The organism is Pseudomaricurvus hydrocarbonicus, from assembly GCF_011602365.1.
GTDB lineage: Bacteria > Pseudomonadota > Gammaproteobacteria > Pseudomonadales > Cellvibrionaceae > Pseudomaricurvus > Pseudomaricurvus hydrocarbonicus.
Genome location: NZ_JAAONZ010000014.1, coordinates 38521 through 62675, shown reverse-complemented (window position 1 = coordinate 62675; position 24155 = coordinate 38521). Strand labels below are relative to the sequence as shown.

At 53.2% G+C, this 24155-nt stretch carries 18 protein-coding genes and 1 tRNA gene; 3 read left to right on the top strand and 16 right to left on the bottom strand.

Annotated features, from left to right (window positions below; genetic code table 11):
• Positions 1-178 precede the first annotated feature (178 nt).
• The 5 genes from G8770_RS16205 to G8770_RS16185 all read right to left on the bottom strand — a co-directional run bounded on the left by G8770_RS16205 (position 179) and on the right by G8770_RS16185 (position 10365).
• Positions 179-3643, bottom strand: a complete 3465-nt coding sequence (locus G8770_RS16205; protein WP_167189131.1) for a glycosyl hydrolase — start codon at positions 3641-3643, stop codon at positions 179-181.
• A gap of 374 nt (positions 3644-4017) precedes the next feature.
• On the bottom strand, positions 4018-6444 hold the full coding sequence (locus G8770_RS16200; protein ID WP_167189128.1) for a TonB-dependent receptor: 2427 nt from the start codon (positions 6442-6444) through the stop codon (positions 4018-4020).
• A 195-nt stretch (positions 6445-6639) separates the two neighbouring features.
• Positions 6640-8535, bottom strand: coding sequence for a pyrroloquinoline quinone-dependent dehydrogenase (locus G8770_RS16195; RefSeq protein ID WP_167189125.1), 1896 nt, complete (start codon positions 8533-8535; stop codon positions 6640-6642).
• A 170-nt stretch (positions 8536-8705) separates the two neighbouring features.
• Complete coding sequence (locus tag G8770_RS16190; RefSeq protein WP_167189123.1) at positions 8706-9989, bottom strand: cytochrome P450; 1284 nt, start codon at positions 9987-9989, stop codon at positions 8706-8708.
• Between the two features lie 58 nt (positions 9990-10047).
• Positions 10048-10365: a 2Fe-2S iron-sulfur cluster-binding protein gene (locus G8770_RS16185; protein WP_167189120.1), complete on the bottom strand. Its 318-nt coding sequence runs from the start codon at positions 10363-10365 to the stop codon at positions 10048-10050.
• A 217-nt stretch (positions 10366-10582) separates the two neighbouring features.
• Between G8770_RS16185 and G8770_RS16180 the strand changes: the two genes are divergently transcribed.
• Positions 10583-11155, top strand: coding sequence for a TetR/AcrR family transcriptional regulator (locus G8770_RS16180; RefSeq protein WP_208022312.1), 573 nt, complete (start codon positions 10583-10585; stop codon positions 11153-11155).
• 257 nt (positions 11156-11412) lie between these two features.
• Here the strand turns inward: G8770_RS16180 and G8770_RS16175 are convergent, their stop codons facing one another.
• The 8 genes from G8770_RS16175 to G8770_RS24690 all read right to left on the bottom strand — a co-directional run bounded on the left by G8770_RS16175 (position 11413) and on the right by G8770_RS24690 (position 17102).
• Positions 11413-11838: a DUF6573 family protein gene (locus G8770_RS16175; protein WP_167189115.1), complete on the bottom strand. Its 426-nt coding sequence runs from the start codon at positions 11836-11838 to the stop codon at positions 11413-11415.
• Between the two features lie 89 nt (positions 11839-11927).
• Positions 11928-12443: a JAB domain-containing protein gene (locus tag G8770_RS16170; protein ID WP_167189112.1), complete on the bottom strand. Its 516-nt coding sequence runs from the start codon at positions 12441-12443 to the stop codon at positions 11928-11930.
• A gap of 104 nt (positions 12444-12547) precedes the next feature.
• Complete coding sequence (locus G8770_RS16165; protein WP_167189109.1) at positions 12548-12973, bottom strand: DUF3577 domain-containing protein; 426 nt, start codon at positions 12971-12973, stop codon at positions 12548-12550.
• 190 nt (positions 12974-13163) lie between these two features.
• The gene (parM, locus tag G8770_RS16160; protein WP_167189106.1) at positions 13164-14255 is read right to left on the bottom strand and encodes a ParM/StbA family protein; all 1092 of its coding nucleotides are present in this window, start codon (positions 14253-14255) and stop codon (positions 13164-13166) included.
• A gap of 4 nt (positions 14256-14259) precedes the next feature.
• A complete protein-coding gene (locus G8770_RS16155) occupies positions 14260-14616 on the bottom strand; it encodes a hypothetical protein (RefSeq protein WP_167189103.1) in 357 nt (118 codons plus the stop codon).
• Between the two features lie 5 nt (positions 14617-14621).
• On the bottom strand, positions 14622-15359 hold the full coding sequence (locus tag G8770_RS16150) for a PFL_4669 family integrating conjugative element protein (protein ID WP_167189100.1): 738 nt from the start codon (positions 15357-15359) through the stop codon (positions 14622-14624).
• Between the two features lie 328 nt (positions 15360-15687).
• Positions 15688-16668 carry a hypothetical protein gene (locus G8770_RS16145; protein WP_208022311.1) on the bottom strand — a complete coding sequence of 327 codons (981 nt, stop codon included), beginning with the start codon at positions 16666-16668 and terminating at the stop codon, positions 15688-15690.
• Positions 16650-17102: a phage integrase N-terminal domain-containing protein gene (locus G8770_RS24690; RefSeq protein ID WP_208022310.1), complete on the bottom strand. Its 453-nt coding sequence runs from the start codon at positions 17100-17102 to the stop codon at positions 16650-16652. Before G8770_RS24690 ends, G8770_RS16145 begins: the two co-directional genes overlap by 19 nt.
• 993 nt (positions 17103-18095) lie before the next feature.
• On the opposite strand from G8770_RS24690, the gene G8770_RS16135 reads away from it, so the two are divergent.
• A complete protein-coding gene (locus G8770_RS16135) occupies positions 18096-18299 on the top strand; it encodes a helix-turn-helix transcriptional regulator (protein WP_167189094.1) in 204 nt (67 codons plus the stop codon).
• A 565-nt stretch (positions 18300-18864) separates the two neighbouring features.
• Here G8770_RS16135 and G8770_RS16130 read toward each other — a convergent pair.
• Positions 18865-18941 (bottom strand) — tRNA-Arg (locus G8770_RS16130).
• Positions 18942-19120: 179 nt separating this feature from the next.
• Between G8770_RS16130 and G8770_RS16125 the strand changes: the two genes are divergently transcribed.
• A complete protein-coding gene (locus G8770_RS16125) occupies positions 19121-19834 on the top strand; it encodes a 16S rRNA (uracil(1498)-N(3))-methyltransferase (protein ID WP_167189091.1) in 714 nt (237 codons plus the stop codon).
• 143 nt (positions 19835-19977) lie between these two features.
• On the opposite strand, the gene G8770_RS16120 is transcribed toward G8770_RS16125, so the two are convergent.
• Positions 19978-22536, bottom strand: coding sequence for a putative bifunctional diguanylate cyclase/phosphodiesterase (locus tag G8770_RS16120; RefSeq protein ID WP_167189088.1), 2559 nt, complete (start codon positions 22534-22536; stop codon positions 19978-19980).
• Between the two features lie 308 nt (positions 22537-22844).
• Complete coding sequence (gene ald / locus G8770_RS16115) at positions 22845-23987, bottom strand: alanine dehydrogenase (protein ID WP_167189085.1); 1143 nt, start codon at positions 23985-23987, stop codon at positions 22845-22847.
• Positions 23988-24155 lie beyond the last annotated feature (168 nt).

Sequence of the window (24155 nt, the reverse complement as noted above, 5' to 3'; positions counted from 1 at the left end):
CGTTCATTCCTTAAAGGACAGTCGACAATCTCCTGAGCAGGTTGTTGCACCACAGCACAAGACGTCAATATCAGCACGCCAAGCGCGCAAACCGTAAGTGGTAGTTTTAATTTTATGGATAACACGTTTCACCGGCTCCTCTGATTAAGTCAACAACGCCAGTTCTGTTGGCTTTGTCTCAGTTATTACTATTGACCGTCATTACCCGGACCGGACCCAACAAACCAGAAGGCCTCAAGGGAGCACTGGGTAAATAAGTTTTAAACGTTGTATAGCCAATCTGACTTTCATTATCCGGCTGTCTGTCGCCAACCAGCCTGTTCACCCAGAGATTAGCCACTTTCACGGTTAGCGTGTTATTGCCATCCTGGACCACTCCTGAAATATCAACTCGGTAAGGCGGCTTCCAGGCGGTTCCCGCATAACGGTCATTAACGTAGACCTCAGCCAGATCACCCACTTCGCCCAGATCCAGCATCACCTTTTGGTCGGAGTCTGTTGCTTCGAAATTGAATGAGTTGGTGTAGGTGGAGACTCCGGAAAAGTACCGCACGCCCGGATCTGTGCTATTTGACAACGACTCCAGACGGCCAAGAACAACTGACACTGGCGCTCCTCGGTCCTCCTCAAAGTCCACGGTCCACGGAGCTTCCACCTCAGTATGCATACTGATAACAGGCGCCCCCAGAACAACCTCGGGCTGATTGGCCTCATTTCGGAAGACCACAAAGAATGACTCCCAGTCGTTCATTGACAGGGGAACAACAGTGGTTCCGCCCTCTATGCGATAAGACATTGGCTCTATCTCACCGGTATCAGCTCGCCATTTTTCCGGCACCCGACCGTTTACGCGAAAACGGGCTTCAGCATTCTGGGAAACACCACGATTGGCGAGATAATAAATGTCAACATCCGGCATTTTTCGATGGACGAATTCAACAGCATTTGCCTCACCAGCGGCGCCTTTTGTAGACTTCAGGTCGCCAGTGCTGACAGTTACGCTCACGTCCGGCACTATCCCCAGATCAAGCAAGGCCTGCTCCAGCTGTGAGCTGCGGACAACCTGGCCCCTGCCAGGACTTGTCTCACCCTCGCCTGCCCAGATCGATGCCACCAGAGCCGAGAACTGTTCCGCGTCGTCCGCCAGACTGGGGGACTGCTCCGGCGGCTCCCCAATCAACGTTGCTCCTTCGCGAACGAGTTGCGCCAGCCGTGACAACACCGGAAGAGTCATGAAGTCCCGGCTCGATCCGCCAAGGTAGATAGCTCTGTATACAGCCCCTGCCTTGGTTTTGATCGTACCGTTCTCCACATACAGCTCATTCAAAATGGTGTGCGCCGATATGAAGTCATACCCATATTGACGGGGCACATCTTGTGGATAGCCCCGGGTGGCTGCGAGTACCCCTAACGGTGGCTCTTCCCCGTAAAAGTAGGCAACGTCCGCCACAAACTGGCCCTGCTGCAACATGTAGCTGTTTCTGGCGATATAGTCGATCCAGGGTTTGGCCATTTCCGCCCAGGTCTCGTGGCGAGTGAAGTATTGACCGAAGACATGCAGAGACAGTCCCGGAGCGTTGTCGTCCAGTGGCTGGTGAGGTGACGTGTGGATTATGGGTCGATTAACACCATGCAGAAATTCTGCATCTATCATAGGCTGGAGATCTGCAGGTGCATGTGCCCAGGGCGACAGGATCGAGGTTAAAGATTCAGTGGCCACATAATCACGGCCATACTGATGTGCCACAGACGCAGCCCCACGCATATCTGCTATGTAGTTCTGTCCCGGGTTTCCGCCCTTGGGATAAGTCCACATCGCGGCCATCGGTACATCGGCGAAACGCCGCATGTCCAGATCATCGCCCAGCGTGGACACCGTTCGATTGGCTTCCAATGACTCACCGTAAACCGTTAAGCCTTGCTTCTGTGCGACCTTAGCTACGGTACCGTAATGTTGTGTCGCAACAAGCTCCGCCAGAGTTCTGCGGTAATCATAGAGAAACGCATCGCTGTCGCGCCGGCTTCCCATCACTTCGCCAGTCAGTGCAGGCAACCAGGGGGTGGGGTCATACCCTCTCAGCGCTTTAAACTTGCCGACAATGTCTGGAGTCCAGTTGGAAGGACCCGCTTCGGTACTGTCCGTAAGCAGTGCATTCAGACCCCGATGCCCCATCAGATCATCGCCAACAACCTCGCGCAGATTACCGAGGTAGGTGTTCAGGTAGCGCTCCACAGCGGCCGCATCGTACTTATCCACTTCCAGTCCGGTGGCTTCCGCTGTCGCTGGCGAGTTGGTCTTTCCAGTTAGCGCATACCCCAATCGCAACACTCTCCAGCTTCCCGCCGGCGCAGACCAGGTCAGCACGCCCTCTGAATCCATCTTGTCCGTGAGATCCAGCACCCCATCAACGGCGATGCCGATCTGTTCAGCGTCACTCGATGTGGTCAGCTGATGGTAATCATCGACCAGACGAAAGCCGGCTTTGGTTTCAAAACTGTCGATTCTGGGACTGCCATACAATCTGAAATCGGCCAGTTCCGGCGCCCCTGCAGAACCGGATCCCAGCCCGCCCAAGCCCGATGGATCAATACCCGGTGCGGGCCGGAAGGCAAAGGCACCGCTGGGCTTCTCGCGGGTAAACACTAGCCTGAAGCGGCTGGCCACTACTGGCTTGAAACTGACCGTAGAGGGCGTCTTCCCTAGGGACACGCGGGCGATTTCCATCCACTCGCCACCGTCAGAAAGCGCTTCCAGTGTCGGCTGTAACTTGCCGCTCAGAAAATCGTCGGGCAAATGGTTTACGTATACAACAACAGCCTCTACCGACTGCGCCTGGGAATACTCAATGTCAATGCTGCCAGGCGTTTTACGAGTACCCTTGGGAAGGGACACCCCGGTTGCCAGATCGTCATCCAACAAGGATACAGCATCGATGGCAACGCCATTCGCCAGCACGGTAACCGGCTTCTGCACAACCACCGGGGTTTCCGGTAAGCGATAGGCCAGTACCAGGCTGTCTCGATAGAAGGCTTCAGGAATAGCACCGGGGTTGTGGCCGTGTTTATACTCTGCCGGGATTGACTGGTACGGCCCCGCCATCCCCGACGGGGCTGCCAACGGAACCCGCAGATCCTGGCCACCCGCCAGAGTGGTTTCACTCCACACCAGTTTCTTCATGGCATCTTCCGGAGTGACCCAGGGGCCGCCCGTCAGGCTCCAGCCGGCCGACGAAGCAACCGCGAACTCCAACTTGAGGTCTTTAGCGGTTGCCACAGCCTTCGCAAATGCCTTTTTCCATTCGGGCGTCATGTAGCTGATGCGCTGGTCTACAACAATCGGGGTCTCCATGGCCGCGTCAAAGTTCTGCACCCCGCCAATTCCGATTCGGTGCATCCACTCCAAATCTTTAACGATACCGGCTTCCGATATATTGCCGTTCATCCAGTGCCACCACACTCTGGGACGAGCCTCGGTGGGGGGTGAGGCAAATTCAGCCTCCAGGGTCTGATGTAAATTTTTTCCCTGCTGGGCGACGCTGTCATCGCAGCCTGACAACGAGATAACGGAAATCATTACCACAACTATAACCGGTGAAATACGGCAGAGTTTCAACATGGCCAACAGTGGGAACACTACAATCATTCTTATTTTCTCATTTCTTCTAACGAGCTTTCGGTTTCGTAAAGAGACCGTGTTCCGGGGACTTTACAAGCCGCCACCTTCACGCACAGAAGCTTAGCCCAAGGGGAAATCAATTACACAAAATGATCCACAATGTGTCATTAAGAGTTTCACATCAGCCAATGCAGGTCAACCATTTCCGTAACTAAATTTCGCAATAATAGCTAATATTTTCTAATTATTACCAAAATCACCTAAATCTACCCTTGCATGCAACAAACCACTATAGATCATCTCAATATCAATAATAGACAGGTAGGTTCGCAATAAAAAAAGCCCAATTACCATCGGTAATTGGGCCAAGCACCGTGTTGAGTATCAACGACGAGGGAAAGTTAGAGCCCGAAGTTGTAGCGGACGTTGAGGCCGATTTCTCGAGGGCTGTTCAGCTGAGTCTGATAGTAACCAGAGTCGCCGAGATAGTTGGCCAGTGTTCCTCCAGAACCGAATTGAAGATCTTCGAACGCAGTAACCACCTCTTCATCCAGAGCGTTCTTGGCAAAGAGCTGTACATCCCAACGACCTTCTGAATCGCGCAGACCCACATACAGATTTAGCAACCCATAGCTATCTATCGTTGTGCGCAGATGTTTATTGTCGTTTTCAGGATAGTATGAATATATTCCGCTCAGGTAACCCTCCATAGAATCACCTACAGGCACAAAGTACTCTGAACGCAAGGTGGCGCTCCAGTCAGGAATGCTGCTTGCTGATGCTCCTGTATCACACAGCGCGACCTGATGATTGGCATCCAAACTCGTGTTCAGGAAGTCCGGTGACCCATCCTGGTCTCCATCGTTACAGGGAATCGGCCCCTTAAGCTCGCTGTCATTCCAGCTCCCAATCGCAGACACAGACCAGCTCGGCGTCACCTGAAAGCTGGCATCCAGATCAATACCTTGCACAACGGCATCGGCATTGGAAGTAAAGCGGAATGCCTCAATGCCGTTTGTGCCGAAGTACTGGGTTTCTTTGGAGTAATACAGATAGTTGTCGAAGTCCTGATAGTAATACGCCACATTCAAGCGTCCCCGACGATCCAGGAAATCCAGCTTGACCCCGACTTCATAGGAAATCGAGGTTTCAGGATCGCGCTTGCCCACCAACTGACTCATGTTGGCATCCGGAGTCGGCAGCGGGTTTATTCCGAGACTGTCCATTGGCGCAAGGCGGAAGGAAGTACCAACGTTGCTGTACACCATCAGCTCGTCACTGAACCGATGTGAAGCAGCGATGTTCCAGATAACGTCATCTTCTTTTTGCTCAGGTGCATCCAGGACTGCCCCGGCGACCTCAGTGTAATTCCACTCGCGAGCGTAGATTTTACGCGCGCCAGCCGTGATTTCTGTCGCGCTACCCAAATAGAAGGTTAAGCTGGCGAAGGCAGAGATTTCTTCCGTCAGATCCGGACGATAGATTTCCGGCGATAATATATAGGCGCCGGTAACAGGATCAGGATTCAGAAAAGACAGTGCCGGGTGCAGGTCCGCACTGAGTATCTGGTTACCGTTTAACTTGTTAACACCTTTAATTTCTTGATAGAAGATGCCCACCGTGTAGTCAAACAGCCCCTTGTAAGGCTCATCGAGGGAGAAACGTATTTCGTGGGACACCTGCTCTTGATACAAATCCAGATTCTGGAACCACTCATCACGTTGATCGGCAACCAAATCCGGTCCAAGGGAAAAAGACCCGTCGCCTGATGAGTAAATATAATTTGTCTTGTCCACAGGGTCATTTGAATAACTCTGAAATTCACTGTACTGACCAACATACGACAGCATGTGATCGCCCAGTACCCAGTTCAAATTGAGAGTTGTCGCTTCAATCTCATTTTCGATATGAGCGGCCGTAGCCGAAATGCCTTTCCGGTCTTCCGATTGAATGGAACCGAAATCATGATGGGGCAAAGTCGATCCATCGTTGTAGCCGGTAAACTGCGTGAATGAAACCACATCCTTGGTTATTTTCTGGTACATCAACTTACCGTCAAAGTTTTCTGTTGGCGCGAAGCCTACAGTAGCCCTGAAGCCGGAAATGTCAGAGTCAGGTTTGGTATCATTAAAGACGCTTTCTACCTGATTAACTTCATTCTCATCCACCACACCGGCGATGCGAAACCCGAGCTTGCCATCGATTACGGGGACGTTCACTGCGCCCTGATAGTTGGTTCCGCCCTGATCGGTAGCGGTAGCGTTCACATATCCTTCAACGTCGTCGAGATTAACGCTTCTCGTGGTTACGGTAATCGCACCGGAAGGTGCTGACCGACCTCGAATCGTACCTTGTGGGCCACGCAGTACCTCAACCTGACCCACATCAAAGACCTGGGTAAAAATCTGGTTGGATTCGACAGGCGCATCGTTCAGGTAGAACTCGACAGTAGGTGCGGTATTGGATTCTACCGCGAAGCCGACGCCTCGCATGGCTGCTGACGTCGTATATCCATTGACTCCACTGTCCAACGATACACCTGGGACCAAGTTCTGCATATCTTTGAAGTTAGTGATATTCAACTCAGACAAAGTGTCGGCATTAACTGCATTTACCGTTTGAGGTACATCTTGAAGACTTTCGTCTTTTCTTCTTGCGGTGACGATAATCTCTTCCAGCGACATGCTCGGGCTATAGCTCGCATCGGATTGAGCAAATACTGTCGATGCGGAAATTGCCAGAAAAGAGGCACCTAGGACCTTGGTGCCACGATTGTTTATCAGAGAAACTGCGTGCGCCAGATTACTGCGGCTTGGGTATTTCTTCATATCAAACAACTCACTCTCTTTTTATTATTAAAATATGCGTTCCCCCACAGGAAAGAAGAACACACGTAACCGTTTATACTTATGCCAAAAATATAATCCTATTTGTGGCAAGACGTGTATCGTCAGGGCTGAAAACTGAGGAATCGCTCATCAGTTTAACCCCCTTCACCCATCAGTCACATTCTCAAGTACTCACTAAGACTTGGGCTGCAGCTTGAAAGCCACCACAGCATCACCCAACTCGGTTCCCCACATGCTATGACCGCCGGCGGGGACCACGACATACTGCTCACCCCGATACTGATAGGTTATGGGGGTTGAGTTCGCCGGTGACGGAAGCTCGTGAGACCACAGCGTTTTTCCAGATGCAACATCTATCGCCCTGAATTGATAGTCGGTGGCAAAGCCGATAAAGGCTATTCCACTCCCGATCATCAGGGGTGATCCACCACCAGGGGTACCGAGCTCCCAAGGGATAGGTACTGGCGCCAGCTTTTCAATACTGCCCAATGGAACCTCCCAGACAATCTCCTTCTTAACCAGATCTACCGCGGTCAACTTAGCCCAAGGAGGCGCCGAACAGGGAGCACCGAGGGGAGACAGGAAGGGCTTGATCGTTGTTATGTAGGCACTACCAGTGTTAGTGAACGTGAAGCCCGCAGATAGGTCGGCGTGCCCCTTTTCAGCGCCATCCGTTGCCGCCACCTCCTCACGCCTCTTATGGCTCACAATTAAAGGTACGGTATTGGAAGCAATAACCATAATATGGCTTGCTGGATCATACGCACCACCGCCCCAGTTAGGTCCACCAGATGGTGCTGGCTGATAGATAGTGCCCTGCTCACTGGGTGGCGTATAAATAGGCCCAGTTTGTAGCTTTTCCGCTTCCCGGCGACACAGCCATTTATCAATAGGGGTAAAACCCCAAACATCGTCGAGCGAGAAACCCTGGGGACTGACGGCAGGCATACCGACGGGGAAAGGCTGTGTGGGAGACAATCGCTCACCCGCAACAGCACCCATCTGGGGAACTTTTCGCTCCTCAATTGGCACCAGCGGCTCTCCGGTAATTCGATTGAATATAAACACCAGTCCCTGCTTGGTGTTTTGTACCAAGGCCGGCACCAGTTGGCCATCAACTGGGTAGTCAATCAGCATACCGGGAGTCGGCAAGTCGTAATCCCAAACGTCATGGTGGACCACCTGGAAGTGCCAAGCCACTTCTCCTGTGGAGCCTTTTAGAGCGACCACAGAATCCGTGTAAAGATTGTCGCCGGGACGCTCACCGCCGTAGAAGTCGACCGATGGGCTGGTCGTGGGCAAATACACCATATCCAGAGCTTCGTCGACCACCATACCGGACCATACATTACCACCACCGTTAACTGACTTTCCTTTGGTCCAGGTTTTCATGGCCGGGTTATTGCCATCCCGCGGAATCGGATCGAAATTCCAGAGGTACTCACCGGTACGAGCACTGAAAGCCATTACGCGACCACTAGGAGAATCCAGGCGCTGGTTATCCATGACACTTGAGCCAACGACTACTACATCATTGACCACAGCTGGGCGGGACAACGCTGCCACTTCTCCGGGAATGAATTGTGGCTTACTCGTCTCAATCGTTACTTCACCCTGCTCACCAAACGACTGGCAGGGCTGTCCATCGACAGCATCGATAGCGATCAAACGATAATCCGATGTCCCCAGCAGCAAACGAGTCTTACACTGCTGGCCATCCTGTGCCAGCGTATCCGTCCAAACGGATACTCCGCGACACTTGTTGGTCGAACTTTTGGGGCTTTTGGGATCGTATTCCCAGCGTTTTTTCCCTGTCGCCGGATCAAGCGCCATGACCTTACGGGTCACACTACAGACGATGAGATTGTCGCCGACCAGGACGGGCGTATCCTGGAACGCTGTCAAACCGGGGTCTGACGGTATATCCCCGGTATTGAATTGCCAGGCAAGGCCCAGCTGATCGATATTGGATTTCCGGATGCTGTCCAGCGGCGAGTACTTGCTGCCAAAGTTCCTTTCTTCCGTATCCGCTGACGCCCCGGGTGCCCCCAGAGCGATCAAGAATACCAAAGCAAAGATCCTACTAACTATTATTTTATATCTGCTCATGGCTATCTACTGCATGTATACGTTCGACCGAACCCAAACGGTCAGTGATTCACCATTCAGGGCTCGGCACCTACTTTGAGGCGCGAAAGGCGATGCCATCTCTCCTCACAACTCAGAATCGCTCGGGAAAGTTACTTGGGATCCAGCTCTACATACAGATTGTCCAGACCGCGAATAATGAACGATGGCTCAAACTGATAATGACGAGCACCAGGCTTTCCATGCTTTTCTTCCGATATCCGGATGTCGGAGGTGTGGTCAAAAAAGCAATTCAGAATGGTGGCAACCTCGACACGGGCTAGGGGGGCGCCTGCACACGTATGCTGACCACGGCTGAATCCGATATGCTCGCGGATACCGGGGCGCTTAAGCTTGAATTCATTCGCATCCTCACCCCAGCGACGCGGATCCCGGTTGGCCGCCGCAATAGCGACAATCACCTGGGTTCCCGCAGGCACGTCATAGTCACCAATTTTGGTATCGCGGCGCGCCAGACGATGGGTCGCCTTACTAGACCCCTCGAGACGCAGCACCTCTTCCAGCATCCAGGGAATCAACTTGCGATCTTCACGCAGTTGCTGCTGCAGCCCGGGGACGTCGACGATATAGCGCAAGGCATTGCCCAGAAGCTTGGCGCTAGTATCCTGACCAGCTGCGAACATGAACACCGCCAGACTGATCAGGGTCATAAGGTCAGGCTTGGTTTCACCATCAGGATACGTGGCAGTAACCAGTTCGGACAAAAGATCGGTACCGGGATTTTCGGCACGCTCCTGAAAATAGCGATAGAAAAAGGTACCCATGAACTCAAGGGTTGATGTGTCTGTTGGTTTATCGGGGTTATCGATACTGCCTACTGTCTGCCCTTTGGCAATTTCAGCTTCGAAGAGCTTCCGGTCTTCATCAGGCACACCGAGGAGATCAGCAATCACCATGGTTACGTAGGGAGTGGCAATACGACTAACCAGCTCACAACCGCCTTCTGCCACCACCTCCTTGACCATTTTGGTGGCGTAATCTTGCATGAACGCTTCGTTGGCCTTAAGACGGGATGGCGTGAACATCCTGCTGATCAAGGAACGTACATTGGTATGACGATCATCATCAAAGGTTACAACTAAATCCCCACCAACGTACTTGTCGCGATTTGCCTCGATTTGTTCACTGATATCAGATCCCTTAGGTTCGAAGGGCAACGGAAACGCCGAACTGGCCAATGAATTAATGGAAGAGAAGTCAATCGGGTTACGCAGAACCTCCACGCACTCCTGGAAACCGGTCACCAGCAAACAGTCATGTGTTTCCAGCTGGCAAATGGGTCCGCGGGGACGCATTTCTTCAAAATAATCATAGGGATCCAGCAACACCGTATGGTCGGTAAAGTAATCGCGTTCTACAGGACATTTTGTGACCATGGTTAAATATCTCTTATTAATTGGATTGAAAAATCTGACATTCAATTCGCAGCGCGGATCAATCCGCCGGTGCGATTGTCGCCCGCATACCATCGAGCGAATCGCTCATTCGAACCTGGCAAGCCAGACGCGAGTTTTCTTTTCGGTAAGAAGACATTTCCAGCAGACCCTGCTCGTCGTCGCTCATTGCGGATATCTGTCCGAGGAATTTCTCGTCGATATACACATGACAAGTGGCACACGAACACATACCACCACACAGCGCCAACAGGTCACCTATCCCCTCATCCGTGATCGCCTGCATTAGAGATGTTCCGGGCCTGATATCAATGATCATCTCCAATGCGTCCCGGTCAGTTACAAATACTGTTGCCATCTCACTCTCCTCCTCGCAGCACCAAGATGGGACTGCCTTATCCCCACTATTGATACACGGCATATCATTTACGCTAATGATATTAAGTGGATCATTAATAATCAAGTAAAATTGATATAACTGCGGAAATTGATGTAAAATTGACCTACAATCAATGTGTTACATGGGATTGCCGGGCTGCCACACCATGTCAGCCTGAGACACAATGGATCAAAAAATGCCAACAACAACCAAAAAGCCCCCACAAAAGCGCTTAACCCGCACCCGTGCAGCTCTATGCAGCACGCTGCTAACCCTCCTTGAAGAAAAAGCTCTCGAACAAATCACGGTAAAAGAAATCACCGCACGTGCCGACATAGGGTACGCGACATTTTTCCGACACTATGCAGATAAAGAGGAATTGCTTCATGACCTCGCGGCGCAGGAGATCCGTCGGCTGCTAACAATGACGCTACCCATTCTCTACACCGAGGACACACAAGCTTCTACCCAAGCTCTGTGTTCCTATGTTTGGGAACACCGCGTTCTATGGAAGGCACTGTTAACCGGTGGCGCATCAGCAACAGTGAAAGAAGAATATCTCAAGCAAGCCTTAGACCTGGCAGAAGATGCTCCTAAGGCAGAAGCTTGGTTGCCTGCAGAACTTGCTGTGACATTTGCGGTTACCTCTGCCCTCGACATTCTGACCTGGTGGCTAAAGCAGAAAAAGCCCATGTCAAATAAAGAAATTGCAGTAATACTTAACCGGCTGGCAATTGCGCCAGTTTACCAACCGCAGAAAACAGACTAATAAATTCATTTAATTTCAAAACGTCTCTACACAACCGCACCCTCAGTTTTTAATGTTGGGCAAGACAACTATCTGAGACGGTAATCCTCCCATTTTTAACTGACTTGGATTCAATAAGTAATCGCTGAGAATGCAAAAAGGGCTTTGCCCTGTAGCGATCGGCCGTTTACCAGAGTTTAATCACACCGTTGTCTCGTAAACGAAAGGCGCCACTTTATCCCAAGTGGCCAGGGTCAAGATGCCGAGGGTTGGCGTTATCAATCTTCATCAGGCATTAAAATCGTCACCATAGGTTCCCCGGTATCTCCGGGGCCTACGACCAACTTTAACGTGACTTCTTCAGGCTCTAGGGTGTACCCATCGCTGGGCACCCGATACAACGTAAAGGTCATTCGATCTTTGGGGACGGCTGCACGACGGATTACAAACACCGCCATGAATAACACGTCCCACAATCGACCGTCTTCATCCTGGCATACCTGGCTGCGGTGACGCTGTTCGTCCCAAGACACGCAGTCTCGCCACACCGAATACGTCAGTGCCACCGGCCATTGCAATCCGGCTTCCCGGGCCATGGTCGTGACGTCGATTAAAACACCGTCCGAGATCGCATCGGCTCGGTTGTAAATTGATACTAACGGGCCAAACACGGCTTCTAACGAACGGCTTTTGGTTTTCTTCATAACAGAACTCCCTACAGAAATGACCCCGTTAGGGAGTTCTGCCCCAGTGGGCCTTAGAACTCCCCAATGGGTGGATTGAGTGAACAGGGTTAAATCAGCCCCTGCTCGGCAAACGACAACGAGCCACCCGCGGCGACGATAAAATGATCCAGCACCCGGATGTCCACCAGCGCCAGCGCCTCTTTTAAACGCCGGGTGATCGCTTCATCGGCGTGACTGGGTTCGGCGACCCCGCTGGGGTGGTTGTGAAAAAACAGCACCGCGGCGGCGTTAACACTCAGCGCTTGCTGCACCACCACGCGCGGGTAGACCGACGCACTGTCCACCGTGCCCTGAAACATCTCGGTGGTATTGATCACCCGGTGCTGATTGTCCAAAAACAAACAGCCGAACACTTCGGTTTTCCGATCCGCCAACAGCAAACGCAAATAATTGCGGGTCTGAAGGGGGCTCGAAATCTCGGCGCCGGGCTGATGCAAGTCCTGTAACACCGCAAACGCCAGCGTCAGCAGGGACTGTTTTTCAGCGTCGTTTAAGGTCGCAAGGTTCACTTTTTGAAAACGGTTTTTACGGTTCACCGCAATCGGTGAGGCAGTTGACACCATGACGGGTCTCCTTAAAGGGTGCGAGCAGACCCGTCCGAGAGGCAGGGGGTTCCTCGCGGGTTCGGTAAACTGGCAGCGTCGGAAGACACTGCCAGGGGTTGCGCTTAAGCGACGACGGTGTTGCCGGTGATCGCCGGGTAGTAAGGGTTTCCTTCCACTTTGATCCACTGGAATCGCAGCAAGCGGGACTTCAAGCCCACCCCGGTGGTACCCGCCTTGTCGCCTTGTTTGAACACAAACGACTCGGCCTGCAAATCACTGAGGTGAAAGCCAACCAACACTTTCATGTCGGCCTCGATGGCCGGCATGAGCTGGCGCACCAGATCTTTTGCTTCTTCGCCCACCACCACACAGTCGAAATGGGTGTATTGAACAGCGTCAGCCGGACCTCGCAACGCCGCCACCGTGACACTGAGAAAGGGCGTGCCTGTCTCGGGGGTCACCAGTCGGGCGCGGTTGAGGTAACCGATGCCGTGGATATCAAGATCGAAATACTTCGGTTTTTCTGAAGGTGTTTGTCTTGGGTTCATAACGCAGTCTCCTGGACACAGTGAAACGCCGGAGCACGCGAGTCCCTGACGGGATCGTGTGCCCGGCAGGGTGAGTGGTAGCCTCAGGGCAAGCCCCGAGGTTGGATTGACGGTAAAACCGCAGTATCGATTGCACAATCCGCCGATACCTGAGTTGCCACTGAGACCGCAGTGACCACGTTAAAAACCGTTACGCGTTGTTTTCCGGATCATCACAGACGTATTGCAGGTACTTGAGCATGCCGCGGGCGTTGGCAAACGCCGCGTGATCGGCAACGATCTGGTTGGGGAACCAGTTGGCAATGTCCTCCACCAGTGCCATGCTGCCACCACCGACAAACAGCACCCGATCCAGCTCCGCGCCGAGGCCCAGCTTGCGCCGGGTTTCGGTGTACAACCGCTCCACCAGCTCCCGTTTCGCCTCCGTCACCATGGCCGACACATCGTGGTCCTTGCCGTGCACGCGCAAGGTATGGGTGTCGACCGCGCGACTGATGCTCTGCTCGCCGATCTCATTGAGGTCGAACGCTTCCTGGATCCGGTTGGCCACACGGATCGTCACATTGAGCATGCCCCGATTCAGAGAGCCTGAGGCCTCGTGCACCACCCCCTGATCCTGCACCACCACATAGTCCGTGGTGCGACCGCCGATATCGACGATGGCGATGGGGGCGTTCAGCCGGTCGGCGTCGAGTGTCACCCCGTCGTCCTGGGTCACAATGACGTGGTCGTACCAGGCCGCCAGCGCTTCCGGAATCACTTCGTGGAAAGCCACGCTGGCTTTACGGACGCGCGCCGACGCCGATCGGTTCGACCCGATGGGCTCCACCGTCACTTTCAGGCCCTCGCGTTTCACGCTGATCGCTGGCCGCCGTTGCTGCCCATCGTGGCGGTAATACGCCGACACCGGCAGACCGGTGACCATGTGAACAACCCGGCCCGACAATCCCGCTTGCTGCAGCGCGTGCTGCACAATCACCCGATTCAGCGACGAGCCCGGGTATTCATCAAATTGCGTCGGCTCGCCGTCCACGGCCCCGACGGAGTAGACACTGCCGCGGGTTTCGTACTCAAAAATCCGCTGCTCCTCCGGCCGGATCCAGGTAACCCCGGCCGCGCCGATCCGGGCCCGAGACGGCACCGCCACCAACCGCCCATCCGGCAGGGCCACTTTGGTATAGGCGTAACCATCGTCCACACCCACCGGCACCACCTGGGCGGGATCGTCCCGCTGCGGGGTTTGGGTCGTATTCAAAGTGCGTTCTTCGGTCGGTGTCATCATGATCTCAATCCTGATTGCAAAGGGGGCGTCCGATTTTTCCGATCACCTGCTGTAAGTGGCTAAATTGTTTGGGGAATGAACCCGGGGGAAGTAACGCCGTGTCCCTGGAGCGCGATGGCGTCGGTGACGGCACCGCCGTCGTTTGGCCGCCACGCAGGCTCGGTCGCATCGCATAGGCCGCAGTCCCCACCTCGACGTTGAGGGTCTGACACTCGCTCCGAAACCCCACCAGCAACAGTTGCCGCAACCACTCCGTCTGCCGGCCTTTCGGCAAGCGGTAGAGGCGTTGCAACACCACCGCCTCCAGTGGCACCCGCGTATCCAGGGAAAGTTTGAACTGCTGTTGGGGGCCGGTGGCCATAGCGGTTATGTCTCAACCAGCGGGTCATGGTCCTGCTCTCCGCTCTGTGGAAATTTCGTCGGCCGCAGGGACGGTAATCGATCTCCCTGCAGGACCTCCATCGGCACCTCTCCCATCCGCTCCCGCGCCCGGTTCACACTTGGCGTTCCCTGCGCAACGTCCTTGCGGCTGATGCCCAAGCTTTGATAACCCTGTGGCAACGCCAACACGCGGCGCACCCAGCGACCGCTGCCCTTGAGTTGATCCAGGAGTGCATCGGGAATCGTCATGCCCACGTGCCGCAAAGTCATCGCGGTACACACCACCTGGTCGTAATCCGCCAGCAACTGCGCGGCCCGAAAGGCGTATGGGTTGGCAAACTGCAACGAGACCCGCTGAGGCCGCTCAGAGTGGGCAATGCTCACCTCCAGTCCCTCCGCCGAGGCGATCAACGCCTCCAGCAACTGCTGCAATCGGCACAACTGGGCTCGACTGCCGGCAATGCCCTCTTCCACTTTCAGCAGCCACCAATCGGCGTAAGGGTCGTCCATCCGGGCGGCCTGCCACAGGGTTCGCAAGCGCTCGGCAAACCCCAGTAACCCCACGATGACGGGTTTACCCTCCTCGGCCCGACGCCCACGAATCAAGGCCTGAGCCTGATAGGTCTGCAGCGTCAGCCAGACGTCACCCTGCAAGCCACCCGGTCTGGCCAGGTGCGCACTCGGTGGGATTGTGTCGAAATCGATGTCAGTGTCTGAACTCATGGTTCGTGTCCACAGCGGAAAAATCTACGCCCTATGAACTCACGATGAAGGCGCGGGCTCCACGCAAAATCCAGTCGACGTGTGATGTCTTTACCCGAAAGGCTAATGCTCAGTGGTGACAGTGGAACCTGGGATACGCGGTGGTGACAGTGGAACCAGAGATACGCGGTGGTGACAGTGGAACCAGGGATACGCAGTGGTGACAGTGGAACCAGGGATACGCAGTGGTGACAGTGGAACCAGAGACACGCGGTGGTGACAGTGGACCCAGGGATACGCAGTGGTGACAGTGGCAGCGTTCGCCGGAGCCGCCGACAGCTGACGCCGCTCAGGGCTTGCGGTCCATCCCAAGCGACGCCCGTAATTTTTGCAACTGTTCCTCACCCGACGCTTTGGCGCTCGCGTGTGCCTGCGCATCCTGAAGGGTTTGCGGCTCGTCTTCGCACGGCGGCACGTGCCGCACACGATCCCGTCTAGCTTCAGCCACCTTGATCCCCAGATTCGGCACAAATTCACCCAGTTCGGCCGACTTGCACAGTGAATGCAAAAATCGCAACTCGTCGTACACCGGCTTCATGCCCTTGTGCTCGGACTCCAACCGCCCCTGCAACTCATCGAGTACCGGTTGCCGGTCTTCCGGTGCGAGCATGGCCAGGTACCGATCGGCCAAGTGTGTTTGATTCTCCGACAAACGCGGTGGGTAGATCAGGGCTGTGGGTGTCGGTGTCGGTGTCGGTGTCGGTGTCGGTGTCGGTGAATTTTCTGGCCGCTGCGGCACCAGACAATCACGCCCTCGCGCGCGCGGATTTTGTGTAGTCGTAGTAGTAGTAGTTTTTTTATAATGGTTTTTACAACTACTACTACCGTTGTAGTGTGTTTCCGCCGCCTTTAAATTTTGAAGTCGGTTCCCGCCCTCCCCCGACGCCACAGACGGTTTCAGACCCTGCAGGACGGCCGCCTGAAACGTAAAATAACGCCCGCCCGTGTCGTGCTTTCCCGTTGACGCCGACAAAACCTGCGCCGCCTGTAACCGGCGCTCCACCGCGGACTCCAACCCGCCCAGACTGCGTCCTTCCCGAATGTCCAGATTCAGGCTGTCGGACACCGCCTCGGCAACCCGCCGCACGCGCGCGTGGTGATGGGTTTGGGCCTGTTCCACAAACGCCATGTACGTCTCATCCAGATAGAGCGCATCGACCAGGGGTAAGGGTTCGTCGTGAAGAATGTAGAGGTTGCGGCTGAAACGGCCGCTCTGCTGACGCACCTTGGCGCACTGGGTCAACCAGCGCGTCAGGCGCAGGATCGCCAATGCCCGGGCATTGGTGGCCGTGGAGGAGATGTTGGAGGCTCATACGGACCCTGTCGTAGGATACTTTTTGCCAGCGTCTCATCGCTGACCGAGACGGCCTTGGAATCGTTGCTGACAAACTGCCGATCCGGAATCCCGTAGAACGCATTAGATCTTGCCACCACATTCTGGCGATTCACCTTAGCCGCCCACCATCGCAAGCAACTCATCCGATTTTTGATTGTGCCAGCCGCCATTCGCTCGCCAACCCAATGTGCCACCAAGGCGTCCACATGTTTCGGTTTCAGAGACTGAGTCGTCATCCCTCGGTAACCCAGGCTGTGCAGTTGATTGGCGATTTGGTGGAGAATAAACACCCTATTGACTTGGGTGCTGTAGCTCCCATCGCGATTGCGCCGACACAGCTGTTTCAATTGATAGTTCAGGTCTTTCACAGTGCGAATCCAGTCAGGTAAGTGTTTTTGACCAACCAGCAGGCCTCAGCCTAACCAGCTCTGCAACCGCAGACAGTCACGGGGCACTACTCCCGTTTACAATCATATGCCTGATGACAGGCAACCCAACGGCTCTTCTGATGAAGATAACGCCAGGCCAACCACTGAGCTCGACGAGCCCATCTTGATGGTGAGTTTTCACCTCCGTTTAAGTAAGACGGAACCATCTGTCCGCAGATTGAAATAACCCGTTCATTGAACGGCAGAATGGATGATCGGCTACTGACTAGCCGGGGTTGAAGTGGCTAATGCCACGCTAACTCATGAGCCTGAAAAGCCCATTTTGTGGTGAGTTTTTGCCTCCTTTTAAGTAAGACGGAACCATCTGTCCGCAGATTGAAAGAACCCGTTCAGTGAACGGCGTAATAGACGATCGGCTGCTTGTGAGCCGGGGTTGAAGTGGCTAATGCCTGGTTGAAGGAAGGACGTAAGCCCTGTGAGTGACGAGTCATTGAAGATGAGCTGCAGCCGAAGCTGTGCGTCAGTTAAGCTCGGCAGACGCGGATGCCGTTTTTGCTATTTACGATAGCGAGGTCGACCGCCTCATCCACATTACCGCTGTGGCCGCGTATGAAACCGTTTTGCGATAACGGGTGACAGTATAGTTAGACGTAATTAATACAGCATGTATAAATTCGACCGGAAACCCTCGCGGTTACGGGTCTTCCCGCCCTCGTCACTACCCCCCACTTCGTGTTGGCAGTGACGAGGGCTTCGCACGTTGCTTACGACATTTAGACGTCAGAAGTAATCCAAAGCCAGTGGTTTCAGTGTCACCAGACTGGTGACACTGAAACCACTGGACAGAAGAAGTACTGAACTCGATGTCGGAACTAGGAGCTTTCCACGTCAGAGCCTGAAGGAATTTACCGTGTATCTTGCTAGTCGGCCCTCCTAGTATTGCTCCCACCAATACTGGACTTGGAGAAGGTTATGACGGCCAAAATACTGAGAGTAAAAGACGTTATTCACATGACAGGGCTATCTCGCTCTACCATCTATGCGGAGGTAGCAAAGGGTAATTTTCCACACCAGGTGCAACTGACGGGCAGTCGCTCTGTCGGCTGGCATGAAAGCACGATCACGCAGTGGATTGAATCAAGGCAGGCTCCAGAGTTAGTAACACGTAAGGAGTAGCACCATACAGCTGGAGGACGTTGCCAAAGCTCGCAACTCATCCAGCTAATTTAATTAAGGTCGAATACCATGACCCGTCATTTCAGTTTTCCTGAAACTCGAATTGCATATTTTTTGAGCTCTGGGTTTTCAACCTCTCTGGAACCACTTGCACTTACTCTTTTGCGAATACCATTTCATTGAACTTCCTCCGGCAATTTAGCAAATCAGCTCAGTTTTACTCTGTACGCACAAAACTTCAATTCACATGTGCTGAACATTTCTCAACCACATCATGATCTAATTCCACTTCGTTGAAAGTCGTACCGATAAAAGAACGCTGTTTGTAATCAAAAAGCAAACTGGACATCTGTGCGTTTGAGCTGACATTAGCAAAAAGCAAGGTGCAGATTAAAAGGTATTTGCCGCCAACTGCATAGACACGAAAAACCGTCCAACAGCCCGAAAACATCAATAAAACGAAGTCAAAGTGGCTGCATATTGGCTGCATGGAAGAAAAATGGACGTTTTACAAATTTTCAAGGCGCGAGAAAACCTTATAATACATTGATTTTTCAGGAGTTTTTGGCCCGCCCTACAAGATTCGAACTTGTGACCTTCCCCTTAGGAGGGGGACGCTCTATCCTGCTGAGCTAAGGGCGGAATACAGAGGTGCAGTAACTGCTTGATATTTATACAGCCATCCGGCATCAAAAGCAGAAGAGGATTCTATCGAGTTCTACACAATCTCTCAACCGGCCACCGGGAAGAAGTCAGCCTGCCCTGTTCATAACCTAGGCAATTACGGGATAATAGCCCCTTACCACTTAGGCAAAAGCATCATGAACCTGCTATTACTGACAGCACAAGATTTTATCAACCCTACCACCGCCATGGTGTGTGATCGCCGATACACCCACCTTATGGAGATTCACAAAGTCAGTCCCGGCAGTCAGGTCCGGGTAGGTCTCATCAATGGCCTGCAAGGCGACGCCATCGTCAGCGTGATTGATGGCCAGAGGATCGAGCTTAGCGTCCATGTGGATCAACCTGCCCCGCCGCCACTGCCACTGACGCTGGTCGTTGCCTTGCCCAGGCCCAAGATGTTGAAACGCATCTTTCAAACCATTGCCACCATGGGCGTAAAAGAACTGATTCTGATCAACAGTTACCGCGTAGAAAAAAGTTACTGGCAAACACCGTGGTTGACGGAAGAGAAAATCAACGAACAACTGATTCTGGGGCTGGAACAAGGGGTAGATACTACTCTCCCCTCTGTGCGCCTGATCAAACGCTTCAAACCGTTTGTCGAAGATGAATTACCCGGGCTCTGCCAGGGCAAGCGGGCACTCGTGGCTCACCCCAAGCAGGCGGTTCCCTGCCCCCAAGCAAGTAACCAGGAAACGGTTCTCGTCATCGGACCGGAAGGCGGGTTTATCGACTATGAAATTGACAAGCTCAATCAGGCTGGATGCAAAACCATTCATTTGGGGCCGAGGATTTTACGAGTAGAAACGGCTGTGCCGGTGCTGCTCGCCAAGCTCTTTAATCTCTAGCCGTATCGAGCCTGGCAGGCATCAAATGACCACGCATTTATCGTGACCGTTGATGTGTAATCACGCCCACCGGTCCTTCAAGCAGCACTTCAGCAAACTTATACTTGGCCAGCTCGTCAGAAACGGTAACCGGGTCAACCCCCTCAAACTTCAAGAGCCACTGGTTGCCTGACCTCCAACAAGGCATGAAATTGAGCCAGCGGCACGGGCTTGCTGAAATAAAATCCCTGATAGTAGTCGCAACCAAACGCCGCCAGAATGTCGAGTTGGCTCTTCTCTTCCACACCCTCTGCGACTACGGACAGATCCAGTAACTGCCCCATGGTGACGATGGTTTCTGCCAGCACCCTGTCATTACGATCCTCCACAATATCCCGGATAAAACTGTAATCGATTTTTAACGTACTAACCGGCAAACGTTTCAAATAACTGATGGACGAATACCCCGTGCCAAAATCATCCAGGGAAAAGCTGATCCCCATAGAGGACAGGGTGGACATGGTCGCAATGGTGTCCTCGATACTCTGAATAATGACGCTTTCGGTAATCTCCAGGTCCAGGCTGTTGGCCGGGATAGGATACTCCTCAAGAATACGGGTCACGGTGTCCACGAAATGTTGTCCGCGGAATTGCCGAGAACTGACATTCAGGCTCAATTGCATGCCAGCCTGCCAACCGCCCATTTGATCCAGCTGCTGAAGCGTCCTGCAGCCCTCTTCTATGACCCATTGCCCAACATCGATCATCAAGCCTGAGCCTTCCAAAACCGGAATAAACTCTCCGGGAGACACCAGGCCGCGCTCCGGGTGATTCCAGCGCAAGAGGGCTTCGGCCCCCATAATATGGCCCGAGGACAACTCGATTTTGGGTTGGAAATACAGCTCAAACTGACATTCATCCAGCGCCTTATGCAACTCACTCTCCAGTTTCAACTGATGTGAGACTTTATCGGCCATGCCCAGGTTAAAAAATTCAATGGCATTGCGGCCCTGCGCTTTCACCTGGTACATCGCGGTATCGGCAAACCGCAGCAATTCATGAACCGAATTTTCACTGTCTGAATACACGACAATGCCGACACTGCAAGAAACATGAAGTTTAATGTCATGGTAGGGGTAAGGCTCGGAGATTTGCTTGCGGATATGATCGGCAATTTCACCCGCTTTCAGACCCGCCGAATCCAGATCGTCGCCTAACACCGTCAGTACGACCACAAATTCATCACCGCTCAGGCGGGCCACCAGATCTTCTTTACGAACGGCATTCCTCAACCTGGCAGCGACTTGTTTAAGCACCTGATCTCCCACCGGGTGCCCCAGCGAGTCGTTGATGTTTTTAAAATGATCAAGATCAATAAACAAAACCGCCCCGCAGTAATGATGTCGGCGCGCCCGTAGAATTTCATGCTCCAACCGCTCAACCAGATGGACACGATTTGGCAGGTTCGTCAAAGCATCGTGGTAAGCCATGTGCTCCATTTTTTCTTCGGCTTCTTTACGAGCCGTAATGTCGTTGGCCACCATTAATACGAACGTCTCGCCCTGCATGACAATGGGCTTCATGTGGCCTTGCAAGTACCTCAAGTCACCTTGTGCATCCCTGGAGTAGCCCTCAAATTCACCGGCCACTTCATTTTTAAAGTTCGGCTGCCCTTCCAAGACCCGATAACGATTGATCGAGTGTCCGGCACCCAAGCCAAAATTCAAAACATTGGTCCCGGGTATCGTATCGGTCGTGTGACCAAAGAATTCAGCCATATTCTGATTGGCAAACTCGATGCACCCGTCCGTGTGTCGCACCCCCACCATAGCCGGTAACTCATTGATGATGAGGCGTATGGACTCTTCACTGTCCCGCAGAGCCTTTTCTACTTCCAGTCGCTTGGAGAAGGTTTCTTCAATCGCATCCAGCATTTGATTACTGGACCTGGCCAGTAAGGCCAGTTCATCCATCCGCTCCGGATGGGGGACGGTTATACGCTTGGCTCCGGGCCTGTCGAGACGAATTTCCCGGAACTCCCGGGCCATTTGAATCAGCGGATTCGCCAACAAATAGAAAAAGGCCACAAACAGCAACAACACCAGCAGAACGTTACGCAACATGCCGCTCAAAATAACGAGTGTTGAACGCTGGTAAAAGGTGCCCAGAACGGTATTTAAGTCAACTTTAAAAGTAATAACACCCGATTTAGCCCAGGTCGATTGGGGGCTGGCACCCTGTGCCGCTGCAACCGGACCTGACTGGGACACGTTGCCTGCGGCGGCCCCCAAAAAAACGGCTGATGGATTACCGATCTCATCGTAGCCGGGCAGGATCAGCCTGGCGGAATAACTTTTACTACCCTGAATAAAATGTTGGGTCAGCCAGTCGGCGGGCATTTTCTGTCGGGCTTTCTGCCCCTGGGCCAGGATGTTGCCCAATTCGTCCAGGATGGCCACGTCGAAAATAAAATCGTAAGCCAGCATCCCATTGACGACTTCCGCCGAGAGATCATCATCCAGTGTGTGCACCGCCCGAGTCGCCGGGGGGGCTGCCACCTCAACCACCTGCGCGATGAGTTGATCCAGCTGACTTTCCTGAGATTGAAAATCCAGATAGAGCTGCACGGAGCTCATGGCAAAACCAATGACAAAGGCCAGTATCACCCCGACTTTTGCAAGTCGATAAGAGATCCCCTGAAAAAACGGATTTGAACGCCCCATCAAAATTGTCTCTGGCTTTCTAAGCTAGTTTACGGCCGCCCAGCGCTATCAGCCAGCCCATCATAGACATCAGTCACCTGCCCCCAGGCAGCATCCCCTTTTTACAAGCAGTTGGACCCTGCAAGTGACTCCCGACCACACTGTATCACCCCAGGCCCCCAGATAGGATCCCGACGACCCCGGTGCAATCAATGTCGTCTATTAAAACACACAGACACAAAAAAGCCGGCATAAATGCCGGCACAAAGAACGTGGGTTATCCCACAGGTAAGGAATTCAACTGCGATCGTTTAAAAAACGATCATCACTTAGCTGGCCATAGCTGCCTGGACGGTTTGTGGCAGAGCGGCTGCAGGGTGAACATAATCCAAATTTAACGCCTGGGCGACCGCTTCACAGGTTACTTTGCCCTGGTAAATATTCAGCCCCGCCAGCAGATGCGGGTTGGTTGCAACGGCTTTTTCTACGCCTTGATCCGCCAGAGCAATGACAAACGGCAGGGTCGCATTTGTCAGCGCCATCGTAGAAGTACGGGCTACCGCACCTGGCATGTTTGCCACACAATAGTGAATCACACCGTCAACCACATAGGTGGGGTCCTGATGAGTGGTGGCGACAGACGTTTCGAAACAGCCGCCCTGATCAATAGCCACATCCACTACCACAGAACCCTGCTTCATACGGCTGATTAAATCACGGGTTAACAGCTTGGGCGCGGCGGCCCCGGGAATCAACACAGCGCCGATCACCAGGTCAGCTTCTAACGCATAGGACTCAATAGATTCAGAACTGGAATAAACACATTTCACCCGGCCGGCAAATTCGGTATCCAATTGACGCAAACGCGGTAACGAGCGATCCAGCAAGGTCACTTCCGCGCCCAGACCCACCGCCATCATGGCAGCCTGGGTACCCACTACGCCGCCACCGATCACAAGAACTTTGGCGGGAGCTACACCGGGAACGCCACCGAGCAGAGCGCCCATTCCGCCCTGTGCTTTTTGCAGGTGATAGGCACCGGCCTGAACGGACAGACGACCAGCAACTTCCGACATTGGGGCCAGCAAAGGCAAACCATTCACCGCATCAGTGACCGTTTCATAAGCCACACAGCTGGCTCCGGATTCAGCCAGTAACTTAGCTTGCTCAGGGTCTGCCGCAAGGTGCAGATAGGTAAACAGCAATTGTCCTTCACGCAATTGGCGGCACTCATGAGGCTGAGGCTCTTTCACTTTGACGATCATGTCCGCTGTGGCGAAGATCTCTTCCGGAGTCTCGATAATCTTGGCCCCAGCAGCCACATACGCCTCATCATCAAACCCAATACCTGCACCACCCTGGGTTTCAACAATGACTTGATGCCCGCGCTCGGTCAGCTCTCTGACGCTGGCAGGTGTCAATCCAATACGGTATTCATGGTTTTTGATTTCTTTAGGGACGCCGATCAACATGGTGATTCTCCGTTAATTACTTTTATTCATCAAAGACAACTATTGTTACCGGTGATCGCCAGCTCTCACTGAATGAAGCCTGTTTGGCTGCAACCGATATAGCTATATTAGAGAGCATTAACTTAAGTGATCGTCTTAAATTTGTGATTTATGAGTCGATTCAACTAT

Coding starts and splice junctions, on each gene's coding strand:
- G8770_RS16155 (WP_167189103.1), bottom strand. CDS start 14,616: ATGGCCACCGGCCCCCAACAGCAGTTCAAACTTTCCCTGGATACGCGG.
- G8770_RS16135 (WP_167189094.1), top strand. CDS start 18,096: ATGACGGCCAAAATACTGAGAGTAAAAGACGTTATTCACATGACAGGG.
- G8770_RS16165 (WP_167189109.1), bottom strand. CDS start 12,973: ATGAACCCAAGACAAACACCTTCAGAAAAACCGAAGTATTTCGATCTT.
- ald (WP_167189085.1), bottom strand. CDS start 23,987: ATGTTGATCGGCGTCCCTAAAGAAATCAAAAACCATGAATACCGTATT.
- G8770_RS16185 (WP_167189120.1), bottom strand. CDS start 10,365: ATGGCAACAGTATTTGTAACTGACCGGGACGCATTGGAGATGATCATT.
- G8770_RS16170 (WP_167189112.1), bottom strand. CDS start 12,443: ATGGTGTCAACTGCCTCACCGATTGCGGTGAACCGTAAAAACCGTTTT.
- G8770_RS16125 (WP_167189091.1), top strand. CDS start 19,121: ATGAACCTGCTATTACTGACAGCACAAGATTTTATCAACCCTACCACC.
- parM (WP_167189106.1), bottom strand. CDS start 14,255: ATGATGACACCGACCGAAGAACGCACTTTGAATACGACCCAAACCCCG.
- G8770_RS16175 (WP_167189115.1), bottom strand. CDS start 11,838: ATGAAGAAAACCAAAAGCCGTTCGTTAGAAGCCGTGTTTGGCCCGTTA.
- G8770_RS16150 (WP_167189100.1), bottom strand. CDS start 15,359: ATGAGTTCAGACACTGACATCGATTTCGACACAATCCCACCGAGTGCG.
- G8770_RS16180 (WP_208022312.1), top strand. CDS start 10,583: ATGCCAACAACAACCAAAAAGCCCCCACAAAAGCGCTTAACCCGCACC.
- G8770_RS16205 (WP_167189131.1), bottom strand. CDS start 3,643: ATGATTGTAGTGTTCCCACTGTTGGCCATGTTGAAACTCTGCCGTATT.
- G8770_RS16120 (WP_167189088.1), bottom strand. CDS start 22,536: ATGGGGCGTTCAAATCCGTTTTTTCAGGGGATCTCTTATCGACTTGCA.
- G8770_RS16190 (WP_167189123.1), bottom strand. CDS start 9,989: ATGGTCACAAAATGTCCTGTAGAACGCGATTACTTTACCGACCATACG.
- G8770_RS16200 (WP_167189128.1), bottom strand. CDS start 6,444: ATGAAGAAATACCCAAGCCGCAGTAATCTGGCGCACGCAGTTTCTCTG.